Raw genomic sequence first — 26,189 nt, 5'->3', positions numbered from 1 at the left:
TTCACTCGTCGTCGTCGTTGCTCTGGGCGGGCTGCGGGGCCGGCTGCGCGGTCATCGGGCGGGGTTGAGCCAATGGGCCCTGACCCTGCGGGCCGTGCACGCCACCGGCGCCAATCGACAGCACCGGCCGGGCCGGCGAGGCCGCGGCCACGGCAGGCTCCGGCAGGTTCAATTCGGCGCTGACCGGGCCGCCCTTGGGGCCCAGCTGGGCCGAACGCTTGCCAACCGACAGCAGCACCGTGTCACCATCGACCACCGCGCCGGTGCGCCAGGCCCTGGCCGGCTGGTCGCCCACGGCGATCAGGGCCACACCGGGGCCGATATGGCCCGCGGGCGCCACGACGCCCAGCAGCTTGAAGCGGTCGCTGGCGTCTTCGGGCTCCTCTTCGGCCGCGGCCACGACCACCGTGCCCAGCAGCCGGCTCAGGTCGCCGCCCTGGGACACGACCTGCCGGGTCGCCTGCGCGTTGTCGGGCAAACCACGGGCATGGGTGAACAGTTTCAGGCCCCAGAAGAGCCCGCTGGCAGCCACCAGCGCCCACACCACAAACGTTAATAATCGCGAAGCCATCGGGCGATTATCATGCAAGCCCACCCCTCGCCCGACGGCCCACGAGGCCTCTTTACCGACATGTCTGCCATGCCCCGATCACCCCTCCGCCCAAATGGCCTGAAAGGCCTGCGCCAAGCGGCGCAAAAGGGTTTCACGCTGATCGAGCTGATGGTGGTGCTGGTCATCATCGGCGTGCTGGCCGCGCTGATCGTTCCCAACGTGCTGGACCGCGCAGACCAGGCCCGCGTCACGGCAGCCCGCACCGACATCGGCGCCCTGATGCAGGCGCTCAAGCTCTACAAGCTGGACAACCAGCGCTACCCGACCGCCGAACAAGGCCTGGACGCGCTGGCGCACAAGCCCACCGTCGGCCAGATCCCGCCGAACTGGCGACCCTACGTCGACAAGCTGCCGGATGACCCATGGCACCGCCCGTACCTGTATGCCAACCCCGGCGTGCAAGGCGAGATCGACGTCTTCAGCCTGGGCGCCGACGGCCAGAACGGCGGCGAAGGCACCGACGCCGACATCGGCTCCTGGCAATAAGCGGTGCTGCACCGGCTGCCGGTCGCACCGTCTCTCGTGGCACCGCATTGACCTCGACCCGCGGGCCTGCCCGTTTCTCTCCTGATCGCCGTCACGGCCTCCAGCGCGGTTTCACGCTGCTGGAGCTGATGATCGTGGTCGCCATCATTGCCATCGCGATGGGCATTGCCTCGCTGTCGCTGCGCGACCGGGCGGCCAGCAAGCTGGAGGAAGAAGGTGCTCGGCTGAGCGCCTTGCTCGAAGGCGCCCGCGCCCGTTCGCGCTCGATGGGGCTGGAAGTGACCTGGCTGCCGCGCAGCGATGGCCCGGGCTTCAACTTCCTCGGCCTGCCCGACAGCATCCAGTTGCCCACCCAATGGCTGGACGAAAGCACCCGGGCCGAAGTCGTTGGTGGTGGCCCGCTGCGGCTGGGGCCGGAACCGGTCATCGGCGCGCAACAGGTGGTGCTGCAGCTCGAAGCACGCCGGCTGGTGCTGGCCACCAATGGGCTGGGCCCGTTTGTGCAGGTGGATGCGGCCAACGCGGCGGTGACGCCGTGAACCCCAGGGCAGCGCACGGCTTCACGCTGGTTGAAGTGCTGGTGGCGGTCGCCATCGTGGCCATTGCGCTGGCAGCCGGCAGCCGGGCCGGCGGCTCGCTGCTGAACAACGCCCAGCGCCTGACCTCGGTCACAGAGGCCCAGTGGTGCGCCGACAACGAGCTGACCGCACTGAAGCTGGCCCACCGCTTCCCCGACATTGGCGAGAGCACGGGGGAGTGCATGCAGCTGGCACACACCTACCGCAGCGTGGTGCGGGTACAGGCCACGCCAAACCCGAATTTCCGCCGCATCGACGTGGTGATTGCCAACGACAGCGGCCAGCAGCTGCTGACGCAGTCCACCGTGCTGCCGCGTTACTGAGCGCATGTTCCAGATGTACCCGCGCCCTCCTTCTTCTGCGCCGCAAGGCCGCGCCGCGCCTGGCTTCACGCTGATCGAGGTGATGGTCGCGCTGTTCATCATGGCCATCCTGGCCGCGATGGCCTGGCAAGGCATGGACGGACTGGTGCGCGTGCGCGACGGCGCCCAGGGCAGTACCGAACGCACGCTGCAGATGGCCACCGTGATCTCGCAATGGGAGCAGGACCTGCAGCAACTGCAGGCCAGCCCCGGCGCGCCGCCGCTTCGCTTCGACGGCAGCGCGCTGCGCCTGACCCGGCGTGCGCCGGACGGCCTGATGCTGGTCGTCTGGACGCGCCAGGAGAACACGCTGTACCGCTGGGCCTCGCCGCCGGTGACCAAGCTGCAGGACCTGCAGGAATGGTGGATGCGCAGCCAGCAATGGAGCAGCCTGCGCGACGGCGCGCTGCCGATGCTGACCGAGCTGAGCAACTGGCAGGTCTTCTACTACCGCCAGGGCGACAACAGCTGGAGCAATGCGCAGTCCAGCGGCAACCGCACGACGAAGTCCACCACGACGACGAACACGCAACCGATGGATGATAAGAGCGCGGGAACCGGGACTGGTGATGCAGCAGCTGCGGCTGCGGCTGCGGCTGCCGCAGCGGCAAACGCCAGCAGCGACGACGATGACCTGCCGCAAGGCGTGCGCCTGGTTCTGAGCCTGCCGGCAGGCGTGCTGACCCGCGACCTTCAGTTGCAAGGCACACAAGGAAGCGGCGGATGACCGCCCAACACCTCAACCGCCACACGCAACGCGGTGCGGCCCTGCTGCTGGCGATGCTGATCGTCACGCTGGTGGCCACGTTGGCGGCGGGCATGGTCTGGCAGCAGTGGCGGGCCATCGAGGTCGAGAGCGCGGAGCGCGCGAGGGCGCAGTCGGCCTGGCTGCTGGGTGGTGCGCTGGACTGGGCGCGGCTGATCCTGCGCGAGGATCAGCGCGATGGCGGCGGCGATGCCTTGACCGAGCCGTGGGCCACCGGCCTGGCGGAAATCCGGCTGTCGACCTTCCTGGCGGCCGACAAGGACAACACACAGGACACCGGGCTCGACGCCTTCCTGTCCGGCGACATCGTCGATGCGACCTCGCGCTACAACCTGCGCAACCTGGCCAACGACGACGAAGAACAGGCCAAGCTTCAGTTGCTGGCCTTCACCCGGCTCTGCGACACGCTCGGGCTGCCCGTGGGGGTGGCGCAGCGCATCGCCGAAGCCATGGCGGTCTCCAGCGACGCGGAAGATCTGGTCGATGGTGGTCAGAAGGCCCAGGCCAGTGCGCCGATCCGGCCCCAACGCGTGGCCCAGCTGCGCTGGCTGGGGCTGGATCAAGCCACCATCGACAGGCTGACGCCCTACGTGACCATCCTGCCAAACACAACCACGGTGAACCTCAATACCGCCTCACCCGAGGTGCTGATGTCGGTGATGGAAGGGTTGGACCGCTCCAGCGCGCAGCGCCTCGTGCAGCAGCGCGCGCAGCTGAAAAAGGGGTTCGATTCGGTCGGCTCAGCGGCCAAGGCGCTGGGCGACAAGTTCAGCACCAATGCCACCGCATGGGGCAAGGTGGCCGGCATCGCCAGCCAGTACTTCGAAGTCACCGGCCAGCTGCGCTACGAAGACTCGGTGCTGCGCGAGATTTCGCTGGTCCAGCGGCAGGGGGCCGAGGTGCGCGTGCTGTGGCGCGAGCGCCTGTCCAAATGAAGCGCCAGACCCACTCCCCACAAACGTGGGCCGACGCCGCTCCGGCTCGCGCCACAATAGCGGGTTGCAGGGCACCGGCGTGCCCACGCCGGACGGCCATCAGCCTGCCCGGCGGCTCGCCATGCCTGTTGCCTGATACCCCCATGCCTTCCGCGTCGAGTTTCCGCCGTCCATGTCCACTCTGATCGTCCAGTTGCCAGCCCAGCCCCGGCTGGCCGCCCAGCAAGCCGAGCCGGCGACGCTGGGTGAGCCCGCGGACGTCGCGTTTGCCTTCAGCGCCGACGGCAGCCACGTGACCCGCCAGGGCCGCGCCGCGGTCGCCGAGCTGCCGCAGGCACAGCAGGTGGTGGCCGTGCTGGCACCGGCCGACGTTGGCTGGCACCACGCGATGCTGCCCAAGGCCCCCGCCAGCCGCATGCGCCAGGCCCTGGCCGGCGTGCTGGAAGAGGCGCTGCTGGAAGATGAATCCGAACTGCACCTGGCGCTCGCCCCGGGTGCCAGCGCCGGCAGCCTCGGCTGGATTGCCGCGCTGAACAAGCCCTGGCTGGCCGGCCAGCTGGCCCGGCTGGAAGCCAGCGGCCTGACGGTGGACCGCGTGGTGCCCGCCTGGGTGCCCGAAGGCCCGCCGGCCGGCCACGTCTACGAAGACGACAAGGGCCTGCAACTGGCCTGGCGCGACGAGCAAGGCCCCCTGTGCCTGCCGCTGGACAGCCCGGCCACGCGCGCGCTGCTGGCGCGCCAGCCGGCCGACGTCAGCATTGCCTGGTCGGCCAGCCCCGGTGGCGCGGCCGAAGCGGCCCGGCTGGCGGGTGCGCCGGTGGCCTCGCAAAGCGACACCGAATTCCTGCAGCAGGCCGCGCGCAGCGGCTGGAACCTGCGCCAGTTCGACCTGGCGGCCCAGCGCCGCGGCCAGCGCGCCTTCAACGAGGCGCTGGCCAACGCGCTGCACGACCCGAGCTGGCGCTGGGTGCGCGGCGGGCTGGTGCTGCTGCTGGTGCTGCAACTGGTGGGCGCCAACGTCTGGGCCTGGCAGCAGCGCAGCGCGCTGGCGCAGCGCAAGCAGGCCATGAACACGCTGCTGCAGACCACTTTCCCGCAGGTGCGCGGCGTGATCGACGCGCCGCTGCAGATGCAAAAGGAAATCGACCTGCTGCGCACCGCCTCCGGCAAGCCGGGTGATGGCGACCTGGAAACCCTGATGTACGCCGCGCAGGCCGCCTGGCCGGCCTCGCGCGGCCCGGCCAACGGGCTGCAGTTCGAAAACGGCCGGCTGACGCTGGAGAGCCCGGGCTGGAGCCCGCCGGAAACCGAAACCTTCCGCAACCAGTTGCTGGCCATGGGGCTGGACGCCGAAACCAGCGCCAACGGCCCCATCGTGACCCGCGCCAAACCTGGCAGCCGGCCGCCGGCCAGCGCTGGCGGCGTAACGGGCGCCACCGGCACAGCGGGCGCACGCCCTGGCGGCGCCACCGGCGCGGCTGGCGGCTCGCCCGGCCTGCCACCGGGCGCAGCCCCGAACGCTCAGCGCCCGGCAGGCGTTGGCGAGAGCGGCCCGATGCAGATGCGCCAGCCGGTGGGCATGCTGCCGCAGCCCGGCGGCAAGCCGGCCGGCCCGGTGATGCGCCCGATGGGCGGCCCCGAACCCAAGCCCGGTGACGACGAGGACGAAGAATGAACCGCAGCGTTTCGACCAACGCCGCCCTGCAGGCCCGCCTGGCGCCGCTGCAGGCCCGCTGGGTGGCGCTGTCTGCCCGCGAGCGCCAGCTGGTGCTGGTGATGGGCATTGCGCTGGCGGTGCTGCTGGTCTGGCTGATCGCCGTGCAGCCGGCCTGGCGCACCTGGCGCGAGGTGCCGGCACAAGCCGCCGAGCTGGAACTGCAGTGGCTGCAGATGCAGGCCCTGGCCAGCGAAGCCGGCCAGCTGAAGGGCCAGGCGCCCGTCAGCACCGCCGACGCCAGCGCTGCGCTGAAGGCCTCGGTCACCCGGCTGGGCAACCACGGCACGCTGGCACTGCTGGGCGACCGCGCCACGCTGACGCTCAAGGCCATGCCGCCCGAAGAATTCCGCAGCTGGCTGGCCGAGGCCAGGCTGGCGGCGCGTGCACGGCCGGTGCAGATGAAGCTCTCGCGCGCCGATGACGGCCTGAGCGGCACGCTGGTGCTGCAGTTGCCAGGCTCACCTTGATGCGCAAACCGGTGCTGCCCTCGCCTGCGGCCACGCACACCGCCGCGCACACCGCCGCGCGTTTGCGCCGGCTGGCCCGGCGCCCGCGTGCGCCGGCCAGCGCGCAGCTGGCGCGCGGCGGGCTGAGCCTGGGCGGCATGCTGCCGGGCCAGGCGCCAAGCCGCGGCTGGCTGTGGAGCGGCGCGCTGGTCGGTGGGCTGCTGGCATTGGCGTCCCAGCTGCCGGCCTCGTGGCTGGCCGGCTGGGTGGCCGGTGCCACCGAGGGCCGGCTGCAACTGGCCGAGGCCGAGGGCACCTTGTGGCATGGCAGCGCCTTGCCGGTGCTGACCGGCGGGCCGGGCAGCAAGGACGCACGCGTCATGCCCTCGCGGCTGGCCTGGCGGCTGTCGCCGCTGTGGCTGGGCCTGGGGCTGCAGCTGACGCAGCCCTGCTGCATGGCCGGCGGCGCGCGGCTGGAGCTGCGCACTGGTTGGCGCCGCATGCAACTGACGCTGACGCCACTGAGCACGGTCGGCGGCGCCGGCGGCAGCGACACCACGCTGGGCCAATGGCCTGCGGCTTGGCTGGAAGGCCTGGGCGCACCATGGAACACCGTCAAGCCTGGCGGCCAGTTGCGCCTGGCCAGCCCGGGGCTGACGCTGAGCCAGCAGGCCGGCGGTGCCTGGCAGGTCCAGGGCAGTGCCGAGCTGCAGCTGCTGCAGACCTCGTCCCGGCTCGCGCCGGTCGACCCGCTGGGCAGCTACCGCATCTCGCTGACGGCGCCCAGCCAGCCTGGCCAGCCGCCGGTGGTGCAATTGCAGACGCTGGAAGGCGCCTTGCAACTGCAGGGCCAGGGCGAACTGCGCCCTGGCGGCCTGCACTTTCGCGGTGATGCGCGCGCCGCGCCGGGGCAGGAGCCGGCATTGAACAATCTGCTGAACATCATCGGGCGGCGCCAGGGTGCGTCGTCCGTCATTTCGATCGGGTGAACATGACTTCGTCGCAGCCTCAAAACGCCATGCGCAGCACGCGCGTCCAGCAGCCCGGTGCCAGCCGCACGCGCGCTGTCCGCCGCCTGGCGCCGCTGGTCGTGGCCATGAGCCAGGCTTTCTCGGCCCTGGGCGTGGCCGGCGCCGCCTTCGCGCAGGACAACACCGAGCCGCCGATGCCGGCCACCCGCGCCAAGGCGCCGGTCACGCTGAACTTCGTCAATGCCGACATCGAGGCCGTCTCGCGCGCCATCGGTGCAATGCTGGACCGCCAGATCCTGGTCGACGCCCGGGTGCGCGGCCAGATCACCGTGACCAGCGAAAAGCCGCAGCCGCCGCTCGAAGCCTGGCGCAGCTACCTGGCTGCGCTGCGCGGCCTGGGCTTCACGGTGGTGGAAAACGCCGGGCTGCTGAAGGTGGTGCCCGAGGCCGAAGCCAAGCTGCAGGCCGGCACCGTCTCGGTGGGTGCGCCCACGGTGCGTGGCGACCAGATCCTGACGCAGATCTTCCGCCTCAACCACGAGAACCCGAACAACCTGGTGGCCGTGCTGCGGCCGCTGATCAGCGCCAACAACACGATCAACGCGAACCCCGGCAACGGCTCGCTGATCATCACCGACTACGCCGACAACCTGCAGCGCCTGGCCAAGATCATTGCCGCGCTGGACCAGCCGGCGGCTTCCGAAGTGGAAGTCATCCCGGTGAAGTACGCGCTGGCCGCGGACCTGGCGCCGCTGGTGCAGAAGCTGACCGAGACCGCGACCGCAGGCGTGCCCGGTGCCGCCGCCGTGTCCGGCTCGGCGACCTCGGTGATGGTCGAGCCGCGCAGCAACTCGCTGATCGTGCGCGCCGCCAACCCGACGCGCCTGAACAATGCGCGCTCGCTGATCGAGAAGCTGGACAAGCCGATTCCCGGCGGCGGCCCGGCCGGCAACATCTGGGTCGTCTACCTGAAGAATGCCGACGCGGTGAAGCTGGCCGAAGTGCTGCGCGCCGCGATGGCCAGCGGTGCGGCCTCGGCCAGCAGCGCGGGCGGCACCAACAGCAGCGGCCTCACCGGCCTGTCCGGCGCCAGCCGCCCGACGCCAGCCCAAAACCAGCCCACCGGCATCCAGACCAGCGGCACCAGCAGCGGTCAGAGCAGCGTGGCGAGCACGCCTGTCTCGGCTTCGGCCGGGCCGTCCACCGGCGGCCAGATCCAGGCCGACCCGTCGACCAACTCGCTGATCATCTCGGCGCCCGAAGCCGTCTACCGCCAGATGCGCCAGGTCATCGACCAGCTCGACACGCGCCGCGCGCAGATCTATGTCGAGACCATGATCGTCAAGGTCGACGCCGCCAAGGCTGCCGAGTTCGGCATCCAGTGGCAAGGCGTGATCGGCAGCACCAAGAACAACACCATTGGCTACGCCGGCACCAACTACGGCAATGGCGGCAACAACCTGCTGAACCTGACGCTGGCCCAGGTGGCGGGCTCTGCCGCGACGACGACCGCTGCCAGCAGCGGCACCTCCACGGTGCCGGGCCAGGGCCTGAACCTGGGCATCCTGAACAGGATCAACGGCGTCTTCACGCTGGGCGCGCTGGCGCGCTTCCTGGAGAGCAACACCGGCGCCAACGTGCTGTCCACGCCCAACCTGGTGGCGCTGGACAACGAGGAAGCCAAGATCGTGATCGGCTCGAACGTGCCCTTCACCACCGGCAGCTTCACCAACACCGGCACCGGCAATGGCGCGGTCAACCCGTTCCAGACCATCGAGCGCAAGGACGTCGGCATCACGCTGAAGATCAAGAGCCAGATCGGTGAAAACGGCACCGTGCGCATGACGATCTACCAGGAGAGCAGCTCGCTGCGCCAGGATGGCTCGCAGATCACCGACAAGAGCTCGATCGAGAGCACCGTGGTGGTGGACGATGGTCAGACCATGGTGCTGGGCGGTCTGCTGAAGGACGAATACGGCGACTCCGAAGGCCGCGTGCCGGGCCTGGCCAGCATCCCGTGGGTGGGCAACCTGTTCCGCAACGAATCGCGCACCCGCACCAAGAGCAACCTGATGCTGTTCCTGCGCCCTGTCGTGCTGCGCACGCCGGGCGCTGCCGACGCCGTCACCGTGGACCGCTACGATGCGATTCGCGCGCTGCAGCAGAACAGCCAGCCCAACCCGGACTTCATCGCGCCGATCACCGACTCGCCCATCATCCCGCAGCGCATGCCGGGCAGCGGCGCGCCGGCCTCGCCGATCACCACGCCGCCGAATCCGCCCGAAGGCCCGAACGCGCCCGCCGCGCCGGCCCCTTCCAGCAACTGAGCGCAGACCAGGCACCTGACATGGCCCAACGCCACCCCCTGCCCTACGGCTTTGCCAAGGCCAACACGCTGCTGCTGGAAGACGATGGCGGCCAGTTGCTGCTGCGTTTTGCCGACAGCACGCCGCGCAGTGCCTTGACCGAGGTGCTGCGCCTGTATTCGGTCGACCAGCTGGAACACGAAGACAGCGCCGCCCTGGCCCAGCGCCTGGCCGAGGCCTACTCGGGCGGCGAAGGCAGCGCCGCTTCGGTGATCGGCGAAGTCGAAAGCGCGGTCGACCTCTCGCGCATGATGCAGGAGCTGCCGGCGGTCGAAGACCTGCTGGAAGCCGCCAACGACGCGCCCATCATCCGCATGCTCAACGCGCTGCTGACGCAGGCCGCGAAGGACGGCGCGAGCGACATCCACATCGAGCCCTACGAGCGCAGCTCCAGCGTGCGCTTCCGCGTGGACGGCACGCTGCGCGAAGTCGTGCAGCCGAACAAGGCGCTGCACGCGGCGCTGATCTCGCGCCTGAAGATCATGGCCGAGCTGGACATTGCCGAGAAGCGCCTGCCGCAGGACGGCCGCATCTCGCTGCGCATTGGTGGCCGGGCGATCGACGTGCGGGTTTCGACCCTGCCTTCGGCCCACGGCGAACGTGCGGTGCTGCGCCTGCTGGACAAGAGCGAGTCCAAGTTCACGCTGGAAGGCCTGGGCATGGACGGCGACGTGCTCGCCGCGTTCGACCGCCAGGTCCACCAGCCGCACGGCATCGTGCTGGTCACCGGCCCGACCGGCTCCGGCAAGACGACCACGCTGTACGCGTCCCTCGGCCGGCTCGACACCGCCACCACCAACATCCTGACGGTGGAAGACCCGGTCGAATACGAGCTGGCCGGCATCGGCCAGACGCAGGTCAACGCGAAGATCGACCTGACCTTCGCCAAGGCCTTGCGCGCCATCCTGCGGCAGGACCCGGACGTCATCATGATCGGCGAAATCCGCGACTTCGAGACCGCGCAGATCGCCATCCAGGCCTCGCTGACCGGCCACCTGGTGCTGGCCACGCTGCACACCAATGACGCGCCCTCGGCCGTGACCCGGCTGATCGACATGGGCGTCGAGCCCTTCCTGCTGAGCTCCTCGCTGCTGGCGGTGCAGGCCCAGCGCCTGGTGCGCAAGCTCTGCCCGGTCTGCCGCAAGCAGGACGGCGAAGGCCGCTGGCACCCCGTCGGTTGCCCCGCCTGCAGCATGAGCGGCTACAAGGGCCGCACCGGCGTCTACGAACTGATGGTGGTGGACGACAAGGTGCAGGCGCTGATCCACAACCAGGCCGCCGAGAGCGAGATCATCGAAGCCGCCCGCCTCAACGGCCTGCGCTCGATGCGCGAGGACGGCGAACGGCTGGTCGCCGCCGGCATCACGTCACTGGAAGAAGTTCTCCGCGTCACCCGGGAATGAGTTAGTCCATGCCCGCCTTCAAGTACGAAGCCCTCAACGCCGCCGGCAAGCAGGTCAACGGCCTGGTCGAGGCTGACCATGCCAAGTCCGCGCGGGCGGCCGTGCGCGGCCAGGGCCTGGTGCCCTTGACCGTCACGCTGGTGGCCATGGTCGAGGCTTCGACCGGCAACAGCGTCAAGTTCAACCGCCGGGCCTTCAGCAAGAGCGGGCTGACGGTCTGGACCCGGCAGCTGGCCGGCCTGGTCTCGTCCGGCCTGCCGCTGGAACGGGCCTTGACGGCGCTGGCCGACGAATCCGAAGAGCCGCGCCAGCGCGAGCTCATCGCCCACCTGAAGAGCGAAGTCAACGGCGGCAGCCCGTTCGCCCGCGCACTGGCCTCGGCACCGCGCGAGTTCGACGACGTGTACCGTGCGGTGGTCGCCGCAGGCGAGCAGAGCGGCGCACTCGGCGGCGTGCTGGAGCGCCTGGCCGATGACCTGGAGGAACGCCAAGCGCTGCGCAGCAAGCTGATCGGCGCGATGCTGTACCCGGCCATCGTCTCGCTGATCGCGGTCGTCATCGTCACCTTCCTGGTCACCTATGTGGTGCCGCAGGTGGCTTCGGTGTTTGTCAACGGCAAGCACGCCCTGCCCATCCTGACGGTCATCATGCTCGCCGTGAGTGCCTTCGTGCGCAACTACGGCCTCTACTTCGTCGCGGTGATGACCGTGGGCGTGGTGCTGCTGCTGCGTGCGCTGCGCAACGAAGCCTTCCGCCAGCGCTTCGACGCCGGCATGCTGAACGTGCCCTTGATCGGCCGGCTCACGCGCGGCTACAACGCCGCCCGCTTCGCCGGCACGCTGGCGATGCTGGCGGGCGCCGGCGTGCCCATCCTGAAGGCGCTGCAAGCCGCGGCCGAGACCCTGGGCAACCGCGCGATGCGGGCCGATGCGATGGACGCGCTGGTCCAGGTGCGCGAAGGCGCGCCACTGGCCTCGGCCATGGCCGCCAAGAAGCGCTTCCCCGGCCTGCTGGCCATGTTCGCCCGCCTCGGCGAGCAGACCGGCCAGCTGCCGCGCATGCTGGACCGCGCCGCCAAGCAGCTTGGCGGCGAAGTGCAGCGCCGCGCGCTGGCCGTGGCCACCATCCTGGAGCCGCTGCTGATCGTCGCGATGGGCGGCGTGGTGATGCTGATCGTGCTCGCGGTCATGCTGCCCATCATCCAATTGAACGACTGGGTCAAGTAGGCCCCCGACGGCAGGCGTACCTGCCATCACCCCCCGAGGGGGTCGCAGGCCGCTTCGGAGCGGCCGTGCGCTGGCCTGCGCGGTGAGCCCCCGACATTTCAACGCCCGGCCGCACGCCGCGTCGCGGCCGCCTTCAACTCCCGCTGCAACCAGCGCCCGAATGCCAGCGTGACCGACTCGGGTGGCGCCGATTGGCACAGCCGCTCGGCCAGCAGGTCGGCGCGGAGCTGGACGTGACCGAAGTGCATGCGCAGCGCCCCGGCTGGCAGCAGTGCTTCGGCCGGCAGCTTCACGCCGAACTTGCGCACCACCTCGGCCTCGAACCACAGCTGGTCCTCGCCGTCCCGGTCCAGGCACAGCTCGTGGCCACGGAAGGCGCAGAGCCTGCGCCCGGGTTGCTCCAGGTCACGCATGGCCATGCGTTTGGTGCCACGAAATGCGGCCGAAATGCCGTCGATCAGCGGCCCCGTCCACAAGGCGCCAAACAGCGGCGAGACCATCAGCAGCGTGATTGGGTTGCCGGTGTACCACCAGAGCGACAGCGCGCCCAGCGTGAGCAGGATGCGGCTGGTGAGGTAGGTGGGCATGGCGCCCGCCATCTGACCACAGCCACGCACCAAAAGAAAAGGCGCCCGAAGGCGCCTGGGTGCGGAGCGAAAGTGACGATCAGGCGGCCGTCAGGCGGAAGGTGCCGACCACGCTGCTGAGGCGGCCGGCCTGGTCCTTCAGGCTTTCGGCGGCTGCAGTCGACTCCTCCACCAGCGCAGCGTTCTGCTGCGTCATCTGGTCCAGCTCGGTGACCGCCAGGTTGACCTGGCCAATGCCCTGGCTTTGCTCGGTGGAGGCGGTGCTGATCTCGCCAATGATGTCGGTGACCCGCTGCACGCTGGCGACGATCTCGTTCATCGTGTTGCCGGCATCGCCGACCAGGCGGGCGCCGGACTCGACCCTGTCGACGCTGGCGCCGATCAGGCTCTTGATCTCGCGCGCAGCTTCGGCACTGCGCTGGGCCAGGCTGCGCACCTCGCCGGCCACCACGGCAAAGCCGCGGCCTTGTTCGCCCGCGCGGGCAGCTTCCACGGCCGCATTCAGCGCCAGGATGTTGGTCTGGAAGGCGATGCCGTCGATCACGCCGATGATGTCGGCGATCTTCTTGCTGGACTGGTGGATGTCGCCCATGGTGCTGACCACCTGGGCCACTGCCGCACCGCCACGCTGGGCCACCTGGGCGGCCGAGCTGGCGAGCTGGTTGGCCTGGGAGGCAGCGTCGGCGCTGCTGCGCACGGTGCTGGTCAGCTGCTCCATCGCGCTGGCGGTTTCCTGCAGGTTGGAGGCCGTCTGCTCGGTGCGTGCGCTCAGGTCGTGGTTGCCGGTTGCGATCTGGGTGCTGGCGGTGGAGATGCTGTCGACCACGCCGCGCACCTCGTGCAGCGCGGTGCGCAGCGCCTGGCGCATCGCATCGATGGCGTGCAACAGCTGGCCGGTTTCGTCGCTGCGGTAGCTGGTTTGCGCCGCGCCGGTCAGGTCCATGTCGGCGATCGCGCGAGCCGCGCGCTCGGCCTGGCGCAGCGGCACGGTGATGCTGCGGATCAGCATCCAGCCCAGCGCAGAGCCAGCCACCAGCGCCAGCGCGGTGCAGGCCAGTAGCAGCGTGACGGTGCGCGAGCGCAGCGACTCGACGCGCGCAGCCGATTCGTCCAGCTGATCGCGCTGGACCTTGACCAGCCCGCCCACGGCCTCGAGGTAAAGCTTGGAGGACGGCTCGAACCGCTCGTTGAAGATTCGCGTGGCGGCTTCCGCATCACCCGCCTTTTTGACCTTGCTGATTTCTTCCCGTGCGGCAAGGTAAGTCTTGCGCAATTCGCTGATCTTGGCGAACCGCGCCTTTTCATCCGCCGAATCCAGCGCGCCTTCGATGAGCTTCTGCAAGTCGTTGGTTGCGGAGATGGAGGCTGCAGAGGCGGGCGCGAAGTAGTCGATCAGCGCCGGGTCGCTGCTCTTGGCAATGGCCGCGGCGCGCTGGATGCCGGCGGTGGTGTAACGAAGCCAGTCGGACCCGGCCCGCTCGACCTTGAGGTTGCTGCTGAGCATCACCTCGACTTCTTGGCCCAGATGGCGCAGTTGCACCACGGCAACGATGCTGCTGAGCAGCGAGAGTCCCAGGATGGCGGACAGCACCAGCACGAGCCTGCGCCCGATGGAGCCCTTGCGGGCAAAGGAAGCTTGCGGCATGGAAAAACTTCTCCGGCAAAAAAGACGGTAAACAACGAGACGAGATGGCTTGTCCGTTTGCTAGGCGACGGGGCGATGGCAGCGGCCAGGCGCGGATCCGAGCGAGCAACGGAGAAGCGTGAATTCTTCGGCGACTCCCCTCGTTTCAAGCGCCGGATAAGCCGCCTGGAAGCCGCCAATTCACCGAACTTGTCATGAGGTCTCTTGCAGCGGCCCCGTCAGCACCAGCCGCGAGCTGGCCGGCAGGCTCGCGATTTGCTTGAGCCCGATCAGCCCTGGTTTTGCGCCGCTGATCCGGCGCTGGCCCGGGCAGGTCATTTGCTGCAATGCAGTTGCCGGCCCTCTCGTTTCAAGCCGGTGATTGCCTGGATGGAGGTCTGATGTCCACATCTCACGAGCTCGTTTCGGTCGGCAGCGGCGCAATTCCGATTGCCCGCATGCGCAGCCTGTACCGCGTCGCCGAGGTGCAGCAGCGGCTGCACAAGCTGCCCGACCGGGAACACGAAACGCTGCGCTCCACCTACGAGCGCATGCTCGAAAAAGGGCCCGAGCGTTTCCAGGTCAAGCCTTCCGGCCTGCCGGCCATGGGCCACCTCTACGACGAACTGCCCAACTTCCACGGGGTGCTGGACGCCGTGCGCCGCCAGCTCGCGCTGTGCGAGGACAGCCGCGACGCGCTGGAGATCACGCCCATGCTGCTGCTCGGCCCGCCGGGCGTTGGCAAGACCCATTTCGCACGCGAGATCGCCCAGCTGCTGGGCACCGGCATGGGCTTCCTGTCGATGAGCTCGCTGACCGCCGGCTGGGTGCTCTCCGGCGCCTCCAGCCAGTGGAAAGGCGCGCGGCCCGGCAAGGTCTTCGAGACCCTGGTGGACGGCAACTACGCCAACCCGGTGATGGTGGTCGACGAGATCGACAAGGCCCGCGGCGAACATGCCTACGACCCGCTGGGCGCGCTCTACGGCCTGCTGGAGCACGACACCGCGCACAGCTTCACCGACGAATTCGCCGAAGTGCCGATCGACGCCAGCCAGGTCATCTGGGTCGCCACCGCCAACGACGAGCGCGCCATCCCCGAGCCCATCCTGAACCGCATGAACGTGTTCGAGGTGCAGATGCCGGACGCCGCCGCGGCGCGCGCCATCGCCAGCCGGCTGTATGCGTCCATCCGCGGCGCCCATGCCTGGGGCGAGCGCTTTGACGAGACACCGTCCACCGCCGTGCTGGACCGCCTGGCCGACATGGCGCCACGCGAAATGCGCCGCGCCTGGATGACCGCCTTCGGCAACGCCAGGCTGGACGGCCGCGGCACGCTGCTGGAAAAAGACCTGCCCAACGCTTCAGGCAACAAGAACCGCATGGGTTTCGTGCACTGAACGCGAGGCGGCCAAAGCCGCACCGCCCACCCACATAATGCGGGCCTCATGGCCTGCTGCCTGCGCTCGCATCGCCTCCACCTCGCCACCTGGTGCTGGTGGCTGGCGGCGCTGTGCCTGCTCAAGTTGGCGGTGCCGCTGATCGCGATCGCCGCGGCCCACCACCGCGGCGTGGAACTGGTCGAGGTCTGCTCGGTGTACGGCATGCGCACCATCGCGTTGACGCCTTCGGGCGCCGACGGCACGGCGGCCCTGGAACACGGAAACCTCAGCGCCGGTCCGGCGCAGCACACCAGCAACACTGCGCACGATCACTGTGCACTCGGCGGCATGCTGGGCGGCGCGATGCTGCTGCTGGCGGTGCTGGGCTGGCTGCTGCCGGGCCGTGCGCGGCCTGACCCTGCCCCGCCCGTCCCCCGGCCCACGCGCCGGCCGGACCCGCTGCTGCGCTGGCTTGGCGCACGCCTGCACGCCCCGCCGCTGCCGGCCTGACGCGCTCCGGCGCGCCCTCCCACCTTCCTGCTGACCCGGGTCCGGCCACCGCGCCGCGACCCGGCGGCGCCCTGCCATCCGCAAGCCGCACCTGCGCCACCCCGTGCCAGCACCGGCCTGCCCGATCACTGTTCAACCATGCCATTCCCCTCCCTGCCGATCCAGCTGCAGGCGCCGCCTGGCGTCGCCCTGCACCTGCTGGCCTGGGCTGCCGCGTTCGCAGCCCCCTGCACCCAAGCCCTGGCCCAGGGTGTTGCCAGCGATGCCGAGCTCACGCCGGTGATCGTCGTCACCGGCACTGCCTCACACACCGGCCTGCCCGCCAGCCTGCCCAGCGCCACCGCCAGCAAGACGGCCGAACAGCTGCGCGAGCAGAACCTGTTTAACCCCGAAGACGCACTGCAGTACATGCCCAACACGACGGTACGCAAGCGTTACCTGGGCGACCGCAACGCGCTGCTCGCCGGCCGCAGCTTCGGCACGCTGCAGCCGTCCCGCGCGCTGGTCTACCTGGACGGCTACCTGATCAGCAACTTCCTGGGCCGTTTCGACGCGCCGCGCTGGAACATGGTCTCGCCCGAGGCCATAGCCCGGGTGGACATGCTTTACGGCCCCTACTCGGCGCTGCTGCCGGGCAACTCGATCGGCAGCACCGTCAGCGTCAGCCAGCGCGTGCCCAAGGGCTTCGAGGCTTCGGGCCGGCTCATCGGCAGCCAGCAGCGCTTCAGCCAGTACGGCCACGCGGACAACTTCGGCAGCGGCCAGCTCTCGCTGCACCTGGGCCAGGCGCTGGCCAGCGGCCTGTGGCTGAGCGCGGACCTGAATCACCAGGACGCCACCTCGCAGCCCATGCAGTACGCGACCGTGACCGCCGCCGCCAACGGCAGCTTCCCGGCCACCAGCGGCACGGCCACGCGGGTCACCGGCATCGTCTACGACACGGAACCCAAGGGCTTGCGCCGCGCGGTGTTCGGCGCCAACGCCGGCGCCATCGACCACACCGTGCAGGACACGCTGAACCTGCGGGCCGGCCAGAAGCTGAGCGCCACGCTGGAGGCCAGCGCCATGGCCAGCTGGTGGCACAACGACACCCACACCCGCGACCAGAGCTTTCTGCGCGACGCCAGCGGCGCCACCGTCTGGTCCGGCGTGGTGACCGACGGCAGCAACAGCTTCAGCATCCCGCTCGCCAGCTTCGCGCCGGCCAACCGTACCGAGCTGCACCAGCAACTGGGCGCCAGCCTGAAGACGCGGCGCGGGCCGGGCTGGAATGCCTCGCTGGTGCTGTCGAGCTACCGCATCCTGGACGACGCCGCACGCCAGGCGAACAATCCCGACCCGGTCGCCGCTCAGGGCGGCGCCGGCAGCGTCACGCGGCGCGACGGCACCGGCTGGCAGACGGCCGAAGCCCAGGCCACCTGGACCCCCAGCGCCGACGACTGGACCGCCGGCCGCCACAGCCTGGCATTCGGCCTGCACCGCAACACCTACCACCTGGACAACGCGGTGGCCAATGTCGGCGCCGATGGCGACTGGCGCAGCGATGAAGGCACGCGCTCGCAGGACTACCAGGGCCGCACTTCCGTCACCGCGCTGTATGCGCAAGACGGCTGGCGCCTGGCCGACGACTGGAAGCTCACGCTGGGCTGGCGCGAGGAGTGGTTCAAGGCCTACGACGGCAGCCAGCTCGCCAGCGGCATGAGCGTGCCCTATGACGACCGCAGCCTGCGCGGCCACTCGCCCAAGGCCGCCCTGGCCTACCAGGCCAGCGACAGCCTGCTGCTCAAGCTGAGCCTGGGCCGCGGCGTGCGCTTTCCGAACGTGGAAGAGCTCTACAACGGCACCGTCACCGCCACCAGCCAGACCCTGTCGGACCCGAACCTGCAGGCCGAAACCTCGGACGCGATGGAGCTCAGCGCCGAGCAGGAATGGGAGCACCAGCGCCTGCGTGTTTCGCTGTTCCGCGACGCCGTGAAAAACGCCATCCTGCGCCAGAGCACCAGCGACGCCGCCGTCTGCAAGACCACCGCCACCGGCGCCAGCAGCTACACCTGCGTGCAGAACGTGGACCGGGTGAAGACCCAGGGCGTGGAGCTGGCCTGGTCGGCCCAGGACCTGTGGCTCAGCGGCCTGGCGCTGGACGCCAGCTTCGCCCACAACTTCCAGAGCAAGGTGACCGCCAACCGCAACGACCCGGCCATGGTCGGCAAAAGCTGGCTGCGGGTGCCGCGCCAGCGCGCCACGCTGCAGGCCAGCTGGCGGCCCGAGGCGCATTGGTTGCTCGCGGTCAGCTGGCGCTACGAAGGCCGGGCCTACAACGACGCCTACAACCTGGATGTGAACCCCAACGTGTATGGCGGCGTGTCGCAGGTGCGCCAGCTGGACCTGCGCAGCGCCTACCGCTTCAGCCCGCAGCTGGAACTGGCGCTGGGCGTCAACAACGTCGCCGACCAGCCGGCCTACCAGTCCCACCCCTACCCCGGCCGCACGCTCTTCGCCGAGCTGCGCTTCAGCTTGTGAGCGCCCCCACCATGAACAACGCCGCGCTGCAGCGCATCTTCTGGCGCCTGCATTTCTGGGCCGGCCTGCTGTGCGCGCCCATCGTGCTGTTCGCCTCGCTCACCGGGCTGCTCTACGTGCTGTCGCCGCAGATCGAAGCCTGGCGCTACGCGGCACTGGACCACGTGGCCCCGGCCGCACAGCCACTGGCGCTGGACGCCCAGGTGCAGGCCGCGCTGGCCAGCCAGCCCGGCAGCACGCTGCGCCAGGTGATACCGCCGCATGCCGCGGACGACAGCACCCAGGTCGTGCTGAATCCTCCCCGCCAGCCGCATGAGCATCACGCGATGGCGGACGGGCCGGACCATCACGGCCTGCCCGACGGCGTGCTGGTCTATGTGAACCCGGCCACCGGCCAGGTGCTGGGCAGCCTGCCCGAACTGGCCCGCTTCAGAACCTGGGCCAAGAAGCTGCATGCCAGTGCGCTGCTGGGCGACGGCTGGCGCTGGCTGATGGAGCTGGGCGCCAGCTGGATGCTGGTGCTGATGGCCACCGGCACCGTCATGTGGTGGCCGCGCTCGCAGGCCCGCGGTGGCCCGGGCTGGCGCGCACTCAGGCCGCGCTGGGACCGAGGCCGCGCGACCTGGCGCGACCTGCATGCCGTCGTCGCGCTGGCGCTGGGCGGCGTGCTGGCGGTGGTGCTGGTCACCGGCCTGACCTGGTCACGCCACAGTGGCGCAAGGTTCAGCGCCTTGCAGCAGCAGCTGGGACAGGACAGCCCACGCCCGCCCAAGGCGCTGCAGTCGGCCCCCGGCAACGGGCCGATGCTGAGCTGGCAGGCCGCCTGGGACCGGGCCCGTGCGCTGGCGCCGGACGTCCGCCTGCAGATCAGCCCTCCGGCGGGCGACACCGGCACCTGGCGCGTCGAGAACCAGGACCGCAGCCAGCCCACCGCCCGCTTCAACCTGGTGCTGGACGCACGCAGCGGCGCGCCGCTGTTCCAGAGCGGCTGGGACCAGCTGCCGCTGCTCTCGCGTGCCACCGCGGTGGGCATTCCCTTCCATCGTGGCGAGTTCGGCCTGTGGAACCAGGTCTTGCTGGTGCTGACGGCGCTGGCCGCGGTGTTCTCGGTGGTCTCCGGCCTGGCCATGTGGTGGCTGCGCCGCCCGCGGGGCCAGCTGGCAGCCCCCACGCTGCAGCGCCGGCAGCTGCGCCAGGCGCCGCTGTGGCTGTGGCCGCTGATGGCGGCGCTGGCCTGGGCCCTGCCGGTGTTCGGCTGGAGCCTGCTGGCGATGCTGGGCATCGAGGCCCTCAGGCTGTGCTGGCCGGCGGGTGCCCAAGGCCACAGACCCGACCCACCCGCGGGCCTACACTGAGCTGCCGGCCAAGCGTCGGCAGAGGATGAACCGATGGACTTCTCCGTTTCGACCTGGTGGTGGGTGGCCGCCGGGGCCCTGGTGGCCCTGGAACTGGCCACCGGCACCTTCTACCTGCTGATGCTGGCGCTGGGCGCGGCGGGCGGCGCGCTGGCGGCGCTGGCCGGGCTGGCCGCCGGCCCGCAGTGGCTGGCCGCGACCCTGCTCGGGCTGGGCGCCACCGCGCTGTGGCACCGCCACCGCGGGCGCCAGCGCCAGGCCCCCGCGCCCTCGCACAACCGCGATGTCAACCTCGACATCGGCAACCAGGTCCAGGTCGATGCCTGGGGCGCCGACCGCAGCGCCCGCGTGAACTACCGCGGCACCCAGTGGCAGGCCAGGCTGGCCGAAGGGGCGCATGCCGCCCCCGGCCCACACCGCATCAGCGCCGTCGAAGCCAACTGGCTGGTGCTCAGCCCGCTGCCCGCGGCGGCAACCCCAACCCTCTGAAAGCGCCCATGGAAATCGCACTCGTGCTGGCCGTCGTGGCCATCGTCTTCATCATCAAGACCATCAAGATCGTGCCGCAGCAGAACGCCTGGGTGGTCGAAAAACTCGGCAAGTACGACCGCACGCTGACCCCTGGGCTGGCCTTCGTCACGCCCTTCATCGAGAAGGTCGCCTACAAGCACTCCCTCAAAGAGGTTCCTCTTGATGTGCCAAGCCAGGTCTGCATCACAAAGGACAACACCCAGCTGCAGGTCGACGGCATCATCTACTTCCAGGTGACCGACCCGATGCGCGCCAGCTATGGTTCCAGCAACTACATCTTCGCCATCACCCAGCTGGCGCAGACGCTGCTGCGCTCGGTGATCGGCAAGATGGAACTGGACAAGACCTTCGAGGAACGCGACCACATCAACCTCGCGGTCGTCGCCTCGCTGGACGAGGCCGCGGCCAACTGGGGCGTGAAGGTGCTGCGCTACGAGATCAAGGACCTGACGCCGCCAGCCGCCATCCTGCATTCGATGCAGGCGCAGATCACCGCCGAGCGCGAGAAGCGCGCGCTGATCGCCGCCTCCGAAGGCCGCAAGCAGGAGCAGATCAACATTGCCACCGGCGAGCGCGAGGCCTTCATCGCCCGCTCCGAGGGCCAGCGCCAGGCCGAGATCAACAAGGCCCAGGGCGAGGCCGCCGCCATCGTCGCGGTGGCCGAGGCCACCGCCAAGGCCATCCGCCAGGTGGCCGAAGCCATCCAGTCGCCCGGCGGCGAGCAGGCGGTGCAGCTGAAGGTGGCGGAGAAGGCGGTCGAGGCCTATGCCCAGCTGGCGCAGAAGAACAACACGATGATCGTGCCCGGCAACATGAGCGAAGTGGCAGGCCTGATCGGCACCGCGATGGCGCTGATGAAGCAGCCGCCCAAAGACACGACACCCCGCCCGCCGTCCACCGTGACCGGACTGCGCTGAGCCCATGCCGGCCTCCCTCGACAACCGCCTCGTCGTCGCGATCTCTTCCCGCGCGCTGTTCGACTTCGAGCAGGAAAACCAGGTCTTCGAGGACGGCGACGACCGCGCCTACATGGACCTGCAGCTCAAGCTGCTGGACCAGCCAGCCGCGCACGGCGTGGCCTTTTCGCTGGTGCAGAAGCTGCTGGACTTCAACCGTGGCGCGCAGCCGCTGGTGGAGGTGGTGATCCTGTCGCGCAACGACCCGGCCTCGGGGCTGCGCGTGTTCCGCTCGGCGCAGCACTACGGCCTGGGCATTGAGCGCGGTGCCTTCACCCGCGGCGCCAGTCCCTGGCGCTACCTGCGCCCGCTCGGCGCCCACCTGTTCCTGTCGGCCAACGAGGCCGACGTGCGCCAGGCCCTGGCCGCCGGCGTGCCGGCCGCGCGTGTGCTGCCACAGGCCGCGCGCGCCTCGGCCGCGCACCCCACCGAACTGCGCATCGCCTTCGACGGCGACGCCGTGCTGTTCTCCGACGAATCCGAGCAGGTCTTCCAGCGCGGTGGGCTTCAAGCCTTCCAGGACCATGAGGTCGAACAGGCGCAAACCCCGCTGGCCGCCGGCCCGTTCAAGCCGCTGCTGGACGCCCTGCACCGCCTGCGCGCCAGCGCCGAAGACACTGGCATGACGCTGCGCACCGCCCTGGTCACCGCCCGCGGTTCCCCGGCCCACGAACGCGCCATCCGCACGCTGATGGCCTGGGGCGTCGAGATCGACGAAGCCTTCTTCCTCGGCGGCCTCACCAAAGGCCCGTTCCTGCGCGAATTCGAACCCGATTTCTTCTTCGACGACCAGACCGGCCACGTCGAGGGCGCAGCGCCGCATGTGCCGTCCGGCCATGTGGCGGCAGGCGTGTCCAATCTCGTACCAGTTCCCCCTAGGAACATCAGTGGAACAAGCTGGCCGGATCCGCCAGAATCAGTTCGCTTTCAATACCAAGAAGGCGCGGAGGGCGCCGATCGATCATGAAGAACTTTTTTTTGATCGCGACAGCAGCCTATGTCGCGACTTGCAGCATTGCGCATGCGGCCTCTACCTATTCGCTGACCATTTTGGATGACTACCCTGATTCGATGCTTGGCTATCCCGTTCCGGGTGGCTTCAACAAGCAAGGCGTTGTCGTAGGTCAGTCATCGTCTCCATTTGGGCTGGCGATTAAATGGATCAATGGCCAGGCAATAGCCTTGTCATCCATTGGCAACCATAGCGCCGCCCTGAGCGTGAATGCCGCAGGGCAAATTGTTGGAAAGTTCAGCGACACGGTTGACGGCGTCGATCTTCCCGTCGTCTGGAACACAGATGGAACCACGACACGTCTCAAGCCACTTGATCCCACAGCTAGTACCGCAGCAACCGGTATCAACAAGAAGGGGCTGATCGTCGGCTATAGCCATCGCATCGACCCTAACAACTCCGCCGATGACAGAAGCCATGCCGTCTTATGGAAAAACGGCAAAGTGATTGACTTGGCCATGTTGCCCAGTGGATTCCAATCGACAGCTGCGGCAATCTCCGACAGTGGCGTGATCGTCGGCAACTGCTCAATGAGCGATGGCTTTTCGCATGCGACAAGATGGATCGACGCTCAACCAGAAGATCTTGGCGCCCTGGGTGAAAACGCATCGTCATCCGCAACGTCGGTGAACGCTAGTGGTCAGATCGCGGGCTGGTCACAGGGTGCGAACCGGACCGGTATGTACGCTGTGACATGGCTAGACGGCTCGTTGATTTCATTGGGAGCATTGGACGATGACGATGCAGAAGCCTTGGCAATCAACAGCAAAGGCGCCATCGTCGGTCATGCCGTGACCAAGACCTGGGAAGACCGGGCGATGCTCTGGCAGGGCGGCAAGATTATCGATCTCAACACCAAGATCAGTGACAAGAAGCGGCAGCACGGCTGGGTATTGAAGAGCGCTGTGGGGATCGATGACAGCGGCAAGATCATCGGCCTCGCCTATGACGGGTGGACTGGCAGCTGGCATACCTATCTGCTGACTCCACAGTAATGTCTGAAGGAAGGTCGACCATGAGGCCAAGCCTGCCGTGTTGACCAGATTGTGATCCGCAGCGCCCGCGGCCTCACTGTGCATCAGTCAATGGGCACCACCGCGGCCTGATACGCCGCGACGAACTCCGGCGGCATGCGGCGCGGCTTGCCGCTGCTGATCTCGATGCAGATCAGGTCCCAGCGGCCACGCATCAGCGTCTGCCCGTCGCGGGTGCGGCGCAGCTGGAAGCGGCGTTCCATCGCCAGCTTGCCGTCGCTGGCCGTCAGCCAGGTGGCGATCTGCAAGGCTTCGCCCTGCGAGGACGGCAGCAGGTAGTCGTAGTGGCCGTGGCGGATGGCCATCGCGCGGTCCAGCCGGCGGTAGTCGGCCAGGCTCAGGCCCAGGTGCTCGGAGTGCGCCCAGCCCACCCGCTCGCACCACTGCACGTAGACGGCGTTGTTGGTGTGGTCCAGGCCGTCGATGTCCTGCGGCTGCGGGACGACTTCAAGGGTGAACGGATCGGGCAGGTCCCAGCTCATCGGCGCGGCGCTTGGTGCAGACAGACACGGCGCCGATGATACGGACGGCGGCCGATGCGGCCTGCCACTTGGGTGACTCAAGGTTCGAAGCCTTTCGCTTCGAGCCGCACCAGCCCGATGCGCGTGCCCTTGCCGTCCGGCCCGGGCTCCAGGCTGACCTGGAACTGGCGGCTGGACAGGCCGGCTTTCAGCAGCCGGCCGCCGGGCTTGGGTTTGTCGTTCTTGCAGCGCAGCACGTCGTCGCTGCCGCTGGCCTTGGGCAGGGGTGTGTCGACCTGGCCGGGCTGGCCGCAGTCCAGCACCGTGCCCTTCTTGGCCAATGCGTCGCGGTAGAACGCGGCGACGCGGTCTGGCGGGTCGCTGCTGAGGAACTGGCCGGCGGCCAGCGTGAAGCCGAAGCTGCCGCCCCACAGGCGGATCTGCGCCGAATCCTTTTCGTCGTTCTTCTCGGTCCAGGGCTTGGCACCGGGGTAGAGCGGCAGCCCGATGTCGGCCGGCGTGGCGGCTTCGTCGATGGACAGCCCGGCCTTGAAGCCTTCGGCCCAGGCCAGCGTGGTGCCCACCAGGGCCAGGCTCAAGATCGATGTGCCCACGATGGCCAGCAGGCGCAGCGGGCGAAATGCGGAAGTGCGGGGGGAGCGGAACGGAGTGGAGCGGGTCATGGCGGAGGCACCTGCAACTGGATTCGATGCCTGCATGTTCGGCCACCAGCCCCTGGCACTACAGCTGCTTGCGACGAACCGTCGCCTCGGCGGCACAGGCCGCGCAGTGGCCGGCCAGGGCGACAATGCGGCCGCGCCAACTCGGCGCCCGGTCACCTCCACGTTCAGCCCACCCGCACCTTGAACACCACCTTGCCCGCCAGCGCCGAACCCGTGCGCCACCCACCCGGCCTGAAGGTCATCTTCCTGACCGAGATGTGGGAGCGCTACAGCTACTACGGCATGCGGCTGCTGCTGGTGCTCTACCTCACCAAGGCACTGGGCTACCCGCGCGCCGAGGCGCTGAGCCTGTACGGGCTCTACACCGGGCTGGTCTACCTGACGCCGCTGTTGGGCGGCTACATCGCGGACCGCTGGCTGGGCGCGCGGCTGACCTCCATCATCGGCTCCACGGTGATGATGCTGGGCCATTTCGCCATGGCCTTCGAGCCGCTGCTGTTCATCGCACTCGGGCTGCTGGTGGTCGGCAACGGGCTGTTCAAGGCCAACACCTCGTCCATGGTCGGCCTGCTGTACGACGGCCCGGACGATCCACGCCGCGCCGGCGGCTACACGATCTTCTACATGGCGGTGAACGTCGGCTCGCTGCTGGCGCCGCTGGGCGCGGGCACGCTGGGCGAGGTCTATGGCTGGCACTGGGGCTTTGCCAGCGCCGGCGTGGGCATGGCGCTGGGCCTGGTGGCCATGCTGTGGCTGCAGCCGCTGCTGGGCCGCGCCGGGCTGCGCGAGGACCAGACCGGCGTGACGCGCCAGCACCTGCCGCTGGTGCTGGCCTTCTGCGTGGGCAGCCTGCTGCTGGTGCTGGCGGTGATGCAGGTGTCAAGGCTGCTCAGCGGCGTGCCGATGGGGCTGCAGCTGGTGCTGGGCGTGGCCGCGGTGGTGCTGGTGCTGTGGTTCAGCGGCCGGCGCCAGCGTGGCGCTGCAACCGCCCGGCCGGCCCTCAGCTCGCTTGAACGCCAGCGCGTGCTGGCCATCGCGGTGATCGTCTTTTTCGTGATCTTCTTCTGGCTGGGCTACGAGCAGACCGGCGGCACGATGACGCTGTTTGCCGACGAGCAGACCGACCGCCATCTCTTCGGCTGGGAGATCCCGGCGACCTGGTTCCAGCTCGTCAACCCGCTGACCATCATCCTGCTGGCGCCCGCCTTCGCTGCGCTCTGGACCCGGCTGGACCGCTCGCGCTACGCACTGCCGGACCCGGCCAAGATGGCGCTGGGCATGATCACGCTGGGCCTGGGTTTCGTCGTGATGGCGATTGCACAGCAGCGCGCGCAGGCCTTCGGCCATGTCGGCCCGCTGTGGCTGGTGGTCGTGTACGTGCTGCACACGCTGGGCGAGCTGATGCTGTCGCCGGTCGGCCTGTCGCTCACCTCGCGCCTGGCGCCGCGCCACCTGGCCGGCCTGCTGATGGGCTGCTGGATGGCGGCCACCGGCGTGGCCAACTACCTGGCCGGCTCGCTCGAAGGCCTGCTCGCGGGCAGCGGCATCCCGCCTTTCGTGTTCCTCTACGGCAGCTCCATCGGCGCAGGACTGCTGCTGCTGTGCCTCACGCCCTGGCTGAACCGGTTGACCCGGCACACGTCAGGCGAAAGCTGATCGCCCCCGCGG

Annotated in this window: 25 protein-coding genes; 20 read left to right on the top strand and 5 right to left on the bottom strand. The window is 69.2% G+C overall.

Going from position 1 to position 26,189, the window contains the following annotated elements; all coding sequences use genetic code 11:
• Position 1: 1 nt before the first annotated feature.
• Entirely contained in the window at positions 2–571 is a 570-nt protein-coding gene (locus LRH25_RS03740) for a general secretion pathway protein C (protein WP_231010194.1), read from the bottom strand.
• A 69-nt stretch (positions 572–640) separates the two neighbouring features.
• On the opposite strand from LRH25_RS03740, the gene gspG reads away from it, so the two are divergent.
• The 11 genes from gspG to gspF all read left to right on the top strand — a co-directional run bounded on the left by gspG (position 641) and on the right by gspF (position 11,869).
• Positions 641–1,099, top strand: a complete 459-nt coding sequence (gene gspG / locus LRH25_RS03735; protein WP_211361555.1) for a type II secretion system major pseudopilin GspG — start codon at positions 641–643, stop codon at positions 1,097–1,099.
• A 47-nt stretch (positions 1,100–1,146) separates the two neighbouring features.
• On the top strand, positions 1,147–1,638 hold the full coding sequence (locus LRH25_RS03730) for a prepilin-type N-terminal cleavage/methylation domain-containing protein (RefSeq protein WP_231010193.1): 492 nt from the start codon (positions 1,147–1,149) through the stop codon (positions 1,636–1,638).
• Positions 1,635–2,000 carry a type II secretion system minor pseudopilin GspI gene (gene gspI / locus LRH25_RS03725; RefSeq protein WP_141290206.1) on the top strand — a complete coding sequence of 122 codons (366 nt, stop codon included), beginning with the start codon at positions 1,635–1,637 and terminating at the stop codon, positions 1,998–2,000. The genes LRH25_RS03730 and gspI overlap by 4 nt, the downstream gene beginning before the upstream one ends.
• Positions 2,001–2,004: 4 nt before the next feature.
• The gene (locus LRH25_RS03720; RefSeq protein ID WP_231010192.1) at positions 2,005–2,766 is read left to right on the top strand and encodes a PulJ/GspJ family protein; all 762 of its coding nucleotides are present in this window, start codon (positions 2,005–2,007) and stop codon (positions 2,764–2,766) included.
• Positions 2,763–3,740: a type II secretion system minor pseudopilin GspK gene (gene gspK, locus LRH25_RS03715; RefSeq protein WP_141290205.1), complete on the top strand. Its 978-nt coding sequence runs from the start codon at positions 2,763–2,765 to the stop codon at positions 3,738–3,740. Before LRH25_RS03720 ends, gspK begins: the two co-directional genes overlap by 4 nt.
• A 172-nt stretch (positions 3,741–3,912) precedes the next feature.
• Entirely contained in the window at positions 3,913–5,415 is a 1,503-nt protein-coding gene (gene gspL / locus LRH25_RS03710; RefSeq protein WP_231010191.1) for a type II secretion system protein GspL, read from the top strand.
• Positions 5,412–5,924 (top strand): type II secretion system protein M, encoded by a 513-nt coding sequence (locus tag LRH25_RS03705; RefSeq protein ID WP_231010190.1) that lies wholly within the window; start codon positions 5,412–5,414, stop codon positions 5,922–5,924. Before gspL ends, LRH25_RS03705 begins: the two co-directional genes overlap by 4 nt.
• A complete protein-coding gene (gene gspN / locus LRH25_RS03700; RefSeq protein ID WP_231010189.1) occupies positions 5,924–6,892 on the top strand; it encodes a type II secretion system protein N in 969 nt (322 codons plus the stop codon). The genes LRH25_RS03705 and gspN overlap by 1 nt, the downstream gene beginning before the upstream one ends.
• Positions 6,893–6,921: 29 nt before the next feature.
• Positions 6,922–9,201 (top strand): type II secretion system secretin GspD, encoded by a 2,280-nt coding sequence (gene gspD / locus LRH25_RS03695; protein ID WP_231010188.1) that lies wholly within the window; start codon positions 6,922–6,924, stop codon positions 9,199–9,201.
• A gap of 20 nt (positions 9,202–9,221) precedes the next feature.
• A complete protein-coding gene (gene gspE / locus LRH25_RS03690) occupies positions 9,222–10,643 on the top strand; it encodes a type II secretion system ATPase GspE (protein WP_141290264.1) in 1,422 nt (473 codons plus the stop codon).
• Between the two features lie 8 nt (positions 10,644–10,651).
• On the top strand, positions 10,652–11,869 hold the full coding sequence (gspF, locus tag LRH25_RS03685) for a type II secretion system inner membrane protein GspF (protein ID WP_231010187.1): 1,218 nt from the start codon (positions 10,652–10,654) through the stop codon (positions 11,867–11,869).
• A gap of 98 nt (positions 11,870–11,967) precedes the next feature.
• On the opposite strand, the gene LRH25_RS03680 is transcribed toward gspF, so the two are convergent.
• On the bottom strand, positions 11,968–12,456 hold the full coding sequence (locus tag LRH25_RS03680) for a hypothetical protein (RefSeq protein WP_141289994.1): 489 nt from the start codon (positions 12,454–12,456) through the stop codon (positions 11,968–11,970).
• Between the two features lie 79 nt (positions 12,457–12,535).
• A complete protein-coding gene (locus LRH25_RS03675) occupies positions 12,536–14,101 on the bottom strand; it encodes a methyl-accepting chemotaxis protein (RefSeq protein ID WP_141289995.1) in 1,566 nt (521 codons plus the stop codon).
• A gap of 380 nt (positions 14,102–14,481) precedes the next feature.
• Between LRH25_RS03675 and LRH25_RS03670 the strand changes: the two genes are divergently transcribed.
• From LRH25_RS03670 to LRH25_RS03635, 8 genes are all read left to right on the top strand, one after another.
• On the top strand, positions 14,482–15,477 hold the full coding sequence (locus tag LRH25_RS03670) for an AAA family ATPase (RefSeq protein WP_141289996.1): 996 nt from the start codon (positions 14,482–14,484) through the stop codon (positions 15,475–15,477).
• Between the two features lie 48 nt (positions 15,478–15,525).
• Positions 15,526–15,969, top strand: a complete 444-nt coding sequence (locus tag LRH25_RS03665; RefSeq protein WP_231010186.1) for a DUF2946 family protein — start codon at positions 15,526–15,528, stop codon at positions 15,967–15,969.
• Positions 15,970–16,107: 138 nt separating this feature from the next.
• Positions 16,108–18,489: a TonB-dependent receptor gene (locus LRH25_RS03660; RefSeq protein ID WP_231010185.1), complete on the top strand. Its 2,382-nt coding sequence runs from the start codon at positions 16,108–16,110 to the stop codon at positions 18,487–18,489.
• An 11-nt stretch (positions 18,490–18,500) separates the two neighbouring features.
• Entirely contained in the window at positions 18,501–19,844 is a 1,344-nt protein-coding gene (locus LRH25_RS03655) for a PepSY-associated TM helix domain-containing protein (protein WP_231010184.1), read from the top strand.
• A gap of 33 nt (positions 19,845–19,877) precedes the next feature.
• The gene (locus LRH25_RS03650; protein WP_231010183.1) at positions 19,878–20,333 is read left to right on the top strand and encodes an NfeD family protein; all 456 of its coding nucleotides are present in this window, start codon (positions 19,878–19,880) and stop codon (positions 20,331–20,333) included.
• A gap of 8 nt (positions 20,334–20,341) precedes the next feature.
• The gene (locus LRH25_RS03645) at positions 20,342–21,292 is read left to right on the top strand and encodes an SPFH domain-containing protein (protein ID WP_141291402.1); all 951 of its coding nucleotides are present in this window, start codon (positions 20,342–20,344) and stop codon (positions 21,290–21,292) included.
• Positions 21,293–21,296: 4 nt separating this feature from the next.
• A complete protein-coding gene (locus LRH25_RS03640; RefSeq protein WP_231010182.1) occupies positions 21,297–22,298 on the top strand; it encodes a 5'-nucleotidase in 1,002 nt (333 codons plus the stop codon).
• Positions 22,295–23,338, top strand: a complete 1,044-nt coding sequence (locus LRH25_RS03635) for a DUF3466 family protein (protein WP_141290273.1) — start codon at positions 22,295–22,297, stop codon at positions 23,336–23,338. The genes LRH25_RS03640 and LRH25_RS03635 overlap by 4 nt, the downstream gene beginning before the upstream one ends.
• Positions 23,339–23,421: 83 nt before the next feature.
• Here LRH25_RS03635 and LRH25_RS03630 read toward each other — a convergent pair whose 3' ends face one another.
• Both LRH25_RS03630 and LRH25_RS03625 read right to left on the bottom strand, forming a co-directional pair.
• The gene (locus LRH25_RS03630; protein WP_211361563.1) at positions 23,422–23,859 is read right to left on the bottom strand and encodes an acyl-CoA thioesterase; all 438 of its coding nucleotides are present in this window, start codon (positions 23,857–23,859) and stop codon (positions 23,422–23,424) included.
• Positions 23,860–23,936: 77 nt separating this feature from the next.
• Complete coding sequence (locus tag LRH25_RS03625; protein ID WP_170201065.1) at positions 23,937–24,521, bottom strand: hypothetical protein; 585 nt, start codon at positions 24,519–24,521, stop codon at positions 23,937–23,939.
• A 180-nt stretch (positions 24,522–24,701) separates the two neighbouring features.
• Between LRH25_RS03625 and LRH25_RS03620 the strand changes: the two genes are divergently transcribed.
• Complete coding sequence (locus tag LRH25_RS03620; protein ID WP_231010181.1) at positions 24,702–26,177, top strand: peptide MFS transporter; 1,476 nt, start codon at positions 24,702–24,704, stop codon at positions 26,175–26,177.
• Positions 26,178–26,189 lie beyond the last annotated feature (12 nt).

The sequence above is a fragment of the Ideonella azotifigens genome (assembly GCF_021043325.1).
Lineage (GTDB): Bacteria > Pseudomonadota > Gammaproteobacteria > Burkholderiales > Burkholderiaceae_C > Ideonella > Ideonella azotifigens.
The sequence above is the reverse complement of the archived record's forward strand: the minus strand, read 5'-3'. Positions and strand labels throughout refer to the sequence as shown.

Bases quoted from the DNA above. Each gene is read 5' to 3' on its own strand.
- LRH25_RS03650 (WP_231010183.1), top strand. From the start codon at position 19,878: ATGGACTTCTCCGTTTCGACCTGGTGGTGGGTGGCCGCCGGGGCCCTG.
- LRH25_RS03670 (WP_141289996.1), top strand. From the start codon at position 14,482: ATGTCCACATCTCACGAGCTCGTTTCGGTCGGCAGCGGCGCAATTCCG.
- LRH25_RS03655 (WP_231010184.1), top strand. From the start codon at position 18,501: ATGAACAACGCCGCGCTGCAGCGCATCTTCTGGCGCCTGCATTTCTGG.
- LRH25_RS03660 (WP_231010185.1), top strand. From the start codon at position 16,108: ATGCCATTCCCCTCCCTGCCGATCCAGCTGCAGGCGCCGCCTGGCGTC.
- gspD (WP_231010188.1), top strand. From the start codon at position 6,922: ATGCGCAGCACGCGCGTCCAGCAGCCCGGTGCCAGCCGCACGCGCGCT.
- LRH25_RS03665 (WP_231010186.1), top strand. From the start codon at position 15,526: ATGGCCTGCTGCCTGCGCTCGCATCGCCTCCACCTCGCCACCTGGTGC.
- LRH25_RS03720 (WP_231010192.1), top strand. From the start codon at position 2,005: ATGTTCCAGATGTACCCGCGCCCTCCTTCTTCTGCGCCGCAAGGCCGC.
- LRH25_RS03680 (WP_141289994.1), bottom strand. From the start codon at position 12,456: ATGCCCACCTACCTCACCAGCCGCATCCTGCTCACGCTGGGCGCGCTG.
- LRH25_RS03740 (WP_231010194.1), bottom strand. From the start codon at position 571: ATGGCTTCGCGATTATTAACGTTTGTGGTGTGGGCGCTGGTGGCTGCC.
- gspK (WP_141290205.1), top strand. From the start codon at position 2,763: ATGACCGCCCAACACCTCAACCGCCACACGCAACGCGGTGCGGCCCTG.
- gspN (WP_231010189.1), top strand. From the start codon at position 5,924: ATGCGCAAACCGGTGCTGCCCTCGCCTGCGGCCACGCACACCGCCGCG.
- LRH25_RS03630 (WP_211361563.1), bottom strand. From the start codon at position 23,859: ATGAGCTGGGACCTGCCCGATCCGTTCACCCTTGAAGTCGTCCCGCAG.
- LRH25_RS03625 (WP_170201065.1), bottom strand. From the start codon at position 24,521: ATGACCCGCTCCACTCCGTTCCGCTCCCCCCGCACTTCCGCATTTCGC.
- gspE (WP_141290264.1), top strand. From the start codon at position 9,222: ATGGCCCAACGCCACCCCCTGCCCTACGGCTTTGCCAAGGCCAACACG.
- gspG (WP_211361555.1), top strand. From the start codon at position 641: ATGCCCCGATCACCCCTCCGCCCAAATGGCCTGAAAGGCCTGCGCCAA.
- LRH25_RS03635 (WP_141290273.1), top strand. From the start codon at position 22,295: ATGAAGAACTTTTTTTTGATCGCGACAGCAGCCTATGTCGCGACTTGC.
- LRH25_RS03705 (WP_231010190.1), top strand. From the start codon at position 5,412: ATGAACCGCAGCGTTTCGACCAACGCCGCCCTGCAGGCCCGCCTGGCG.
- LRH25_RS03675 (WP_141289995.1), bottom strand. From the start codon at position 14,101: ATGCCGCAAGCTTCCTTTGCCCGCAAGGGCTCCATCGGGCGCAGGCTC.
- LRH25_RS03645 (WP_141291402.1), top strand. From the start codon at position 20,342: ATGGAAATCGCACTCGTGCTGGCCGTCGTGGCCATCGTCTTCATCATC.
- LRH25_RS03640 (WP_231010182.1), top strand. From the start codon at position 21,297: ATGCCGGCCTCCCTCGACAACCGCCTCGTCGTCGCGATCTCTTCCCGC.
- gspL (WP_231010191.1), top strand. From the start codon at position 3,913: ATGTCCACTCTGATCGTCCAGTTGCCAGCCCAGCCCCGGCTGGCCGCC.
- gspF (WP_231010187.1), top strand. From the start codon at position 10,652: ATGCCCGCCTTCAAGTACGAAGCCCTCAACGCCGCCGGCAAGCAGGTC.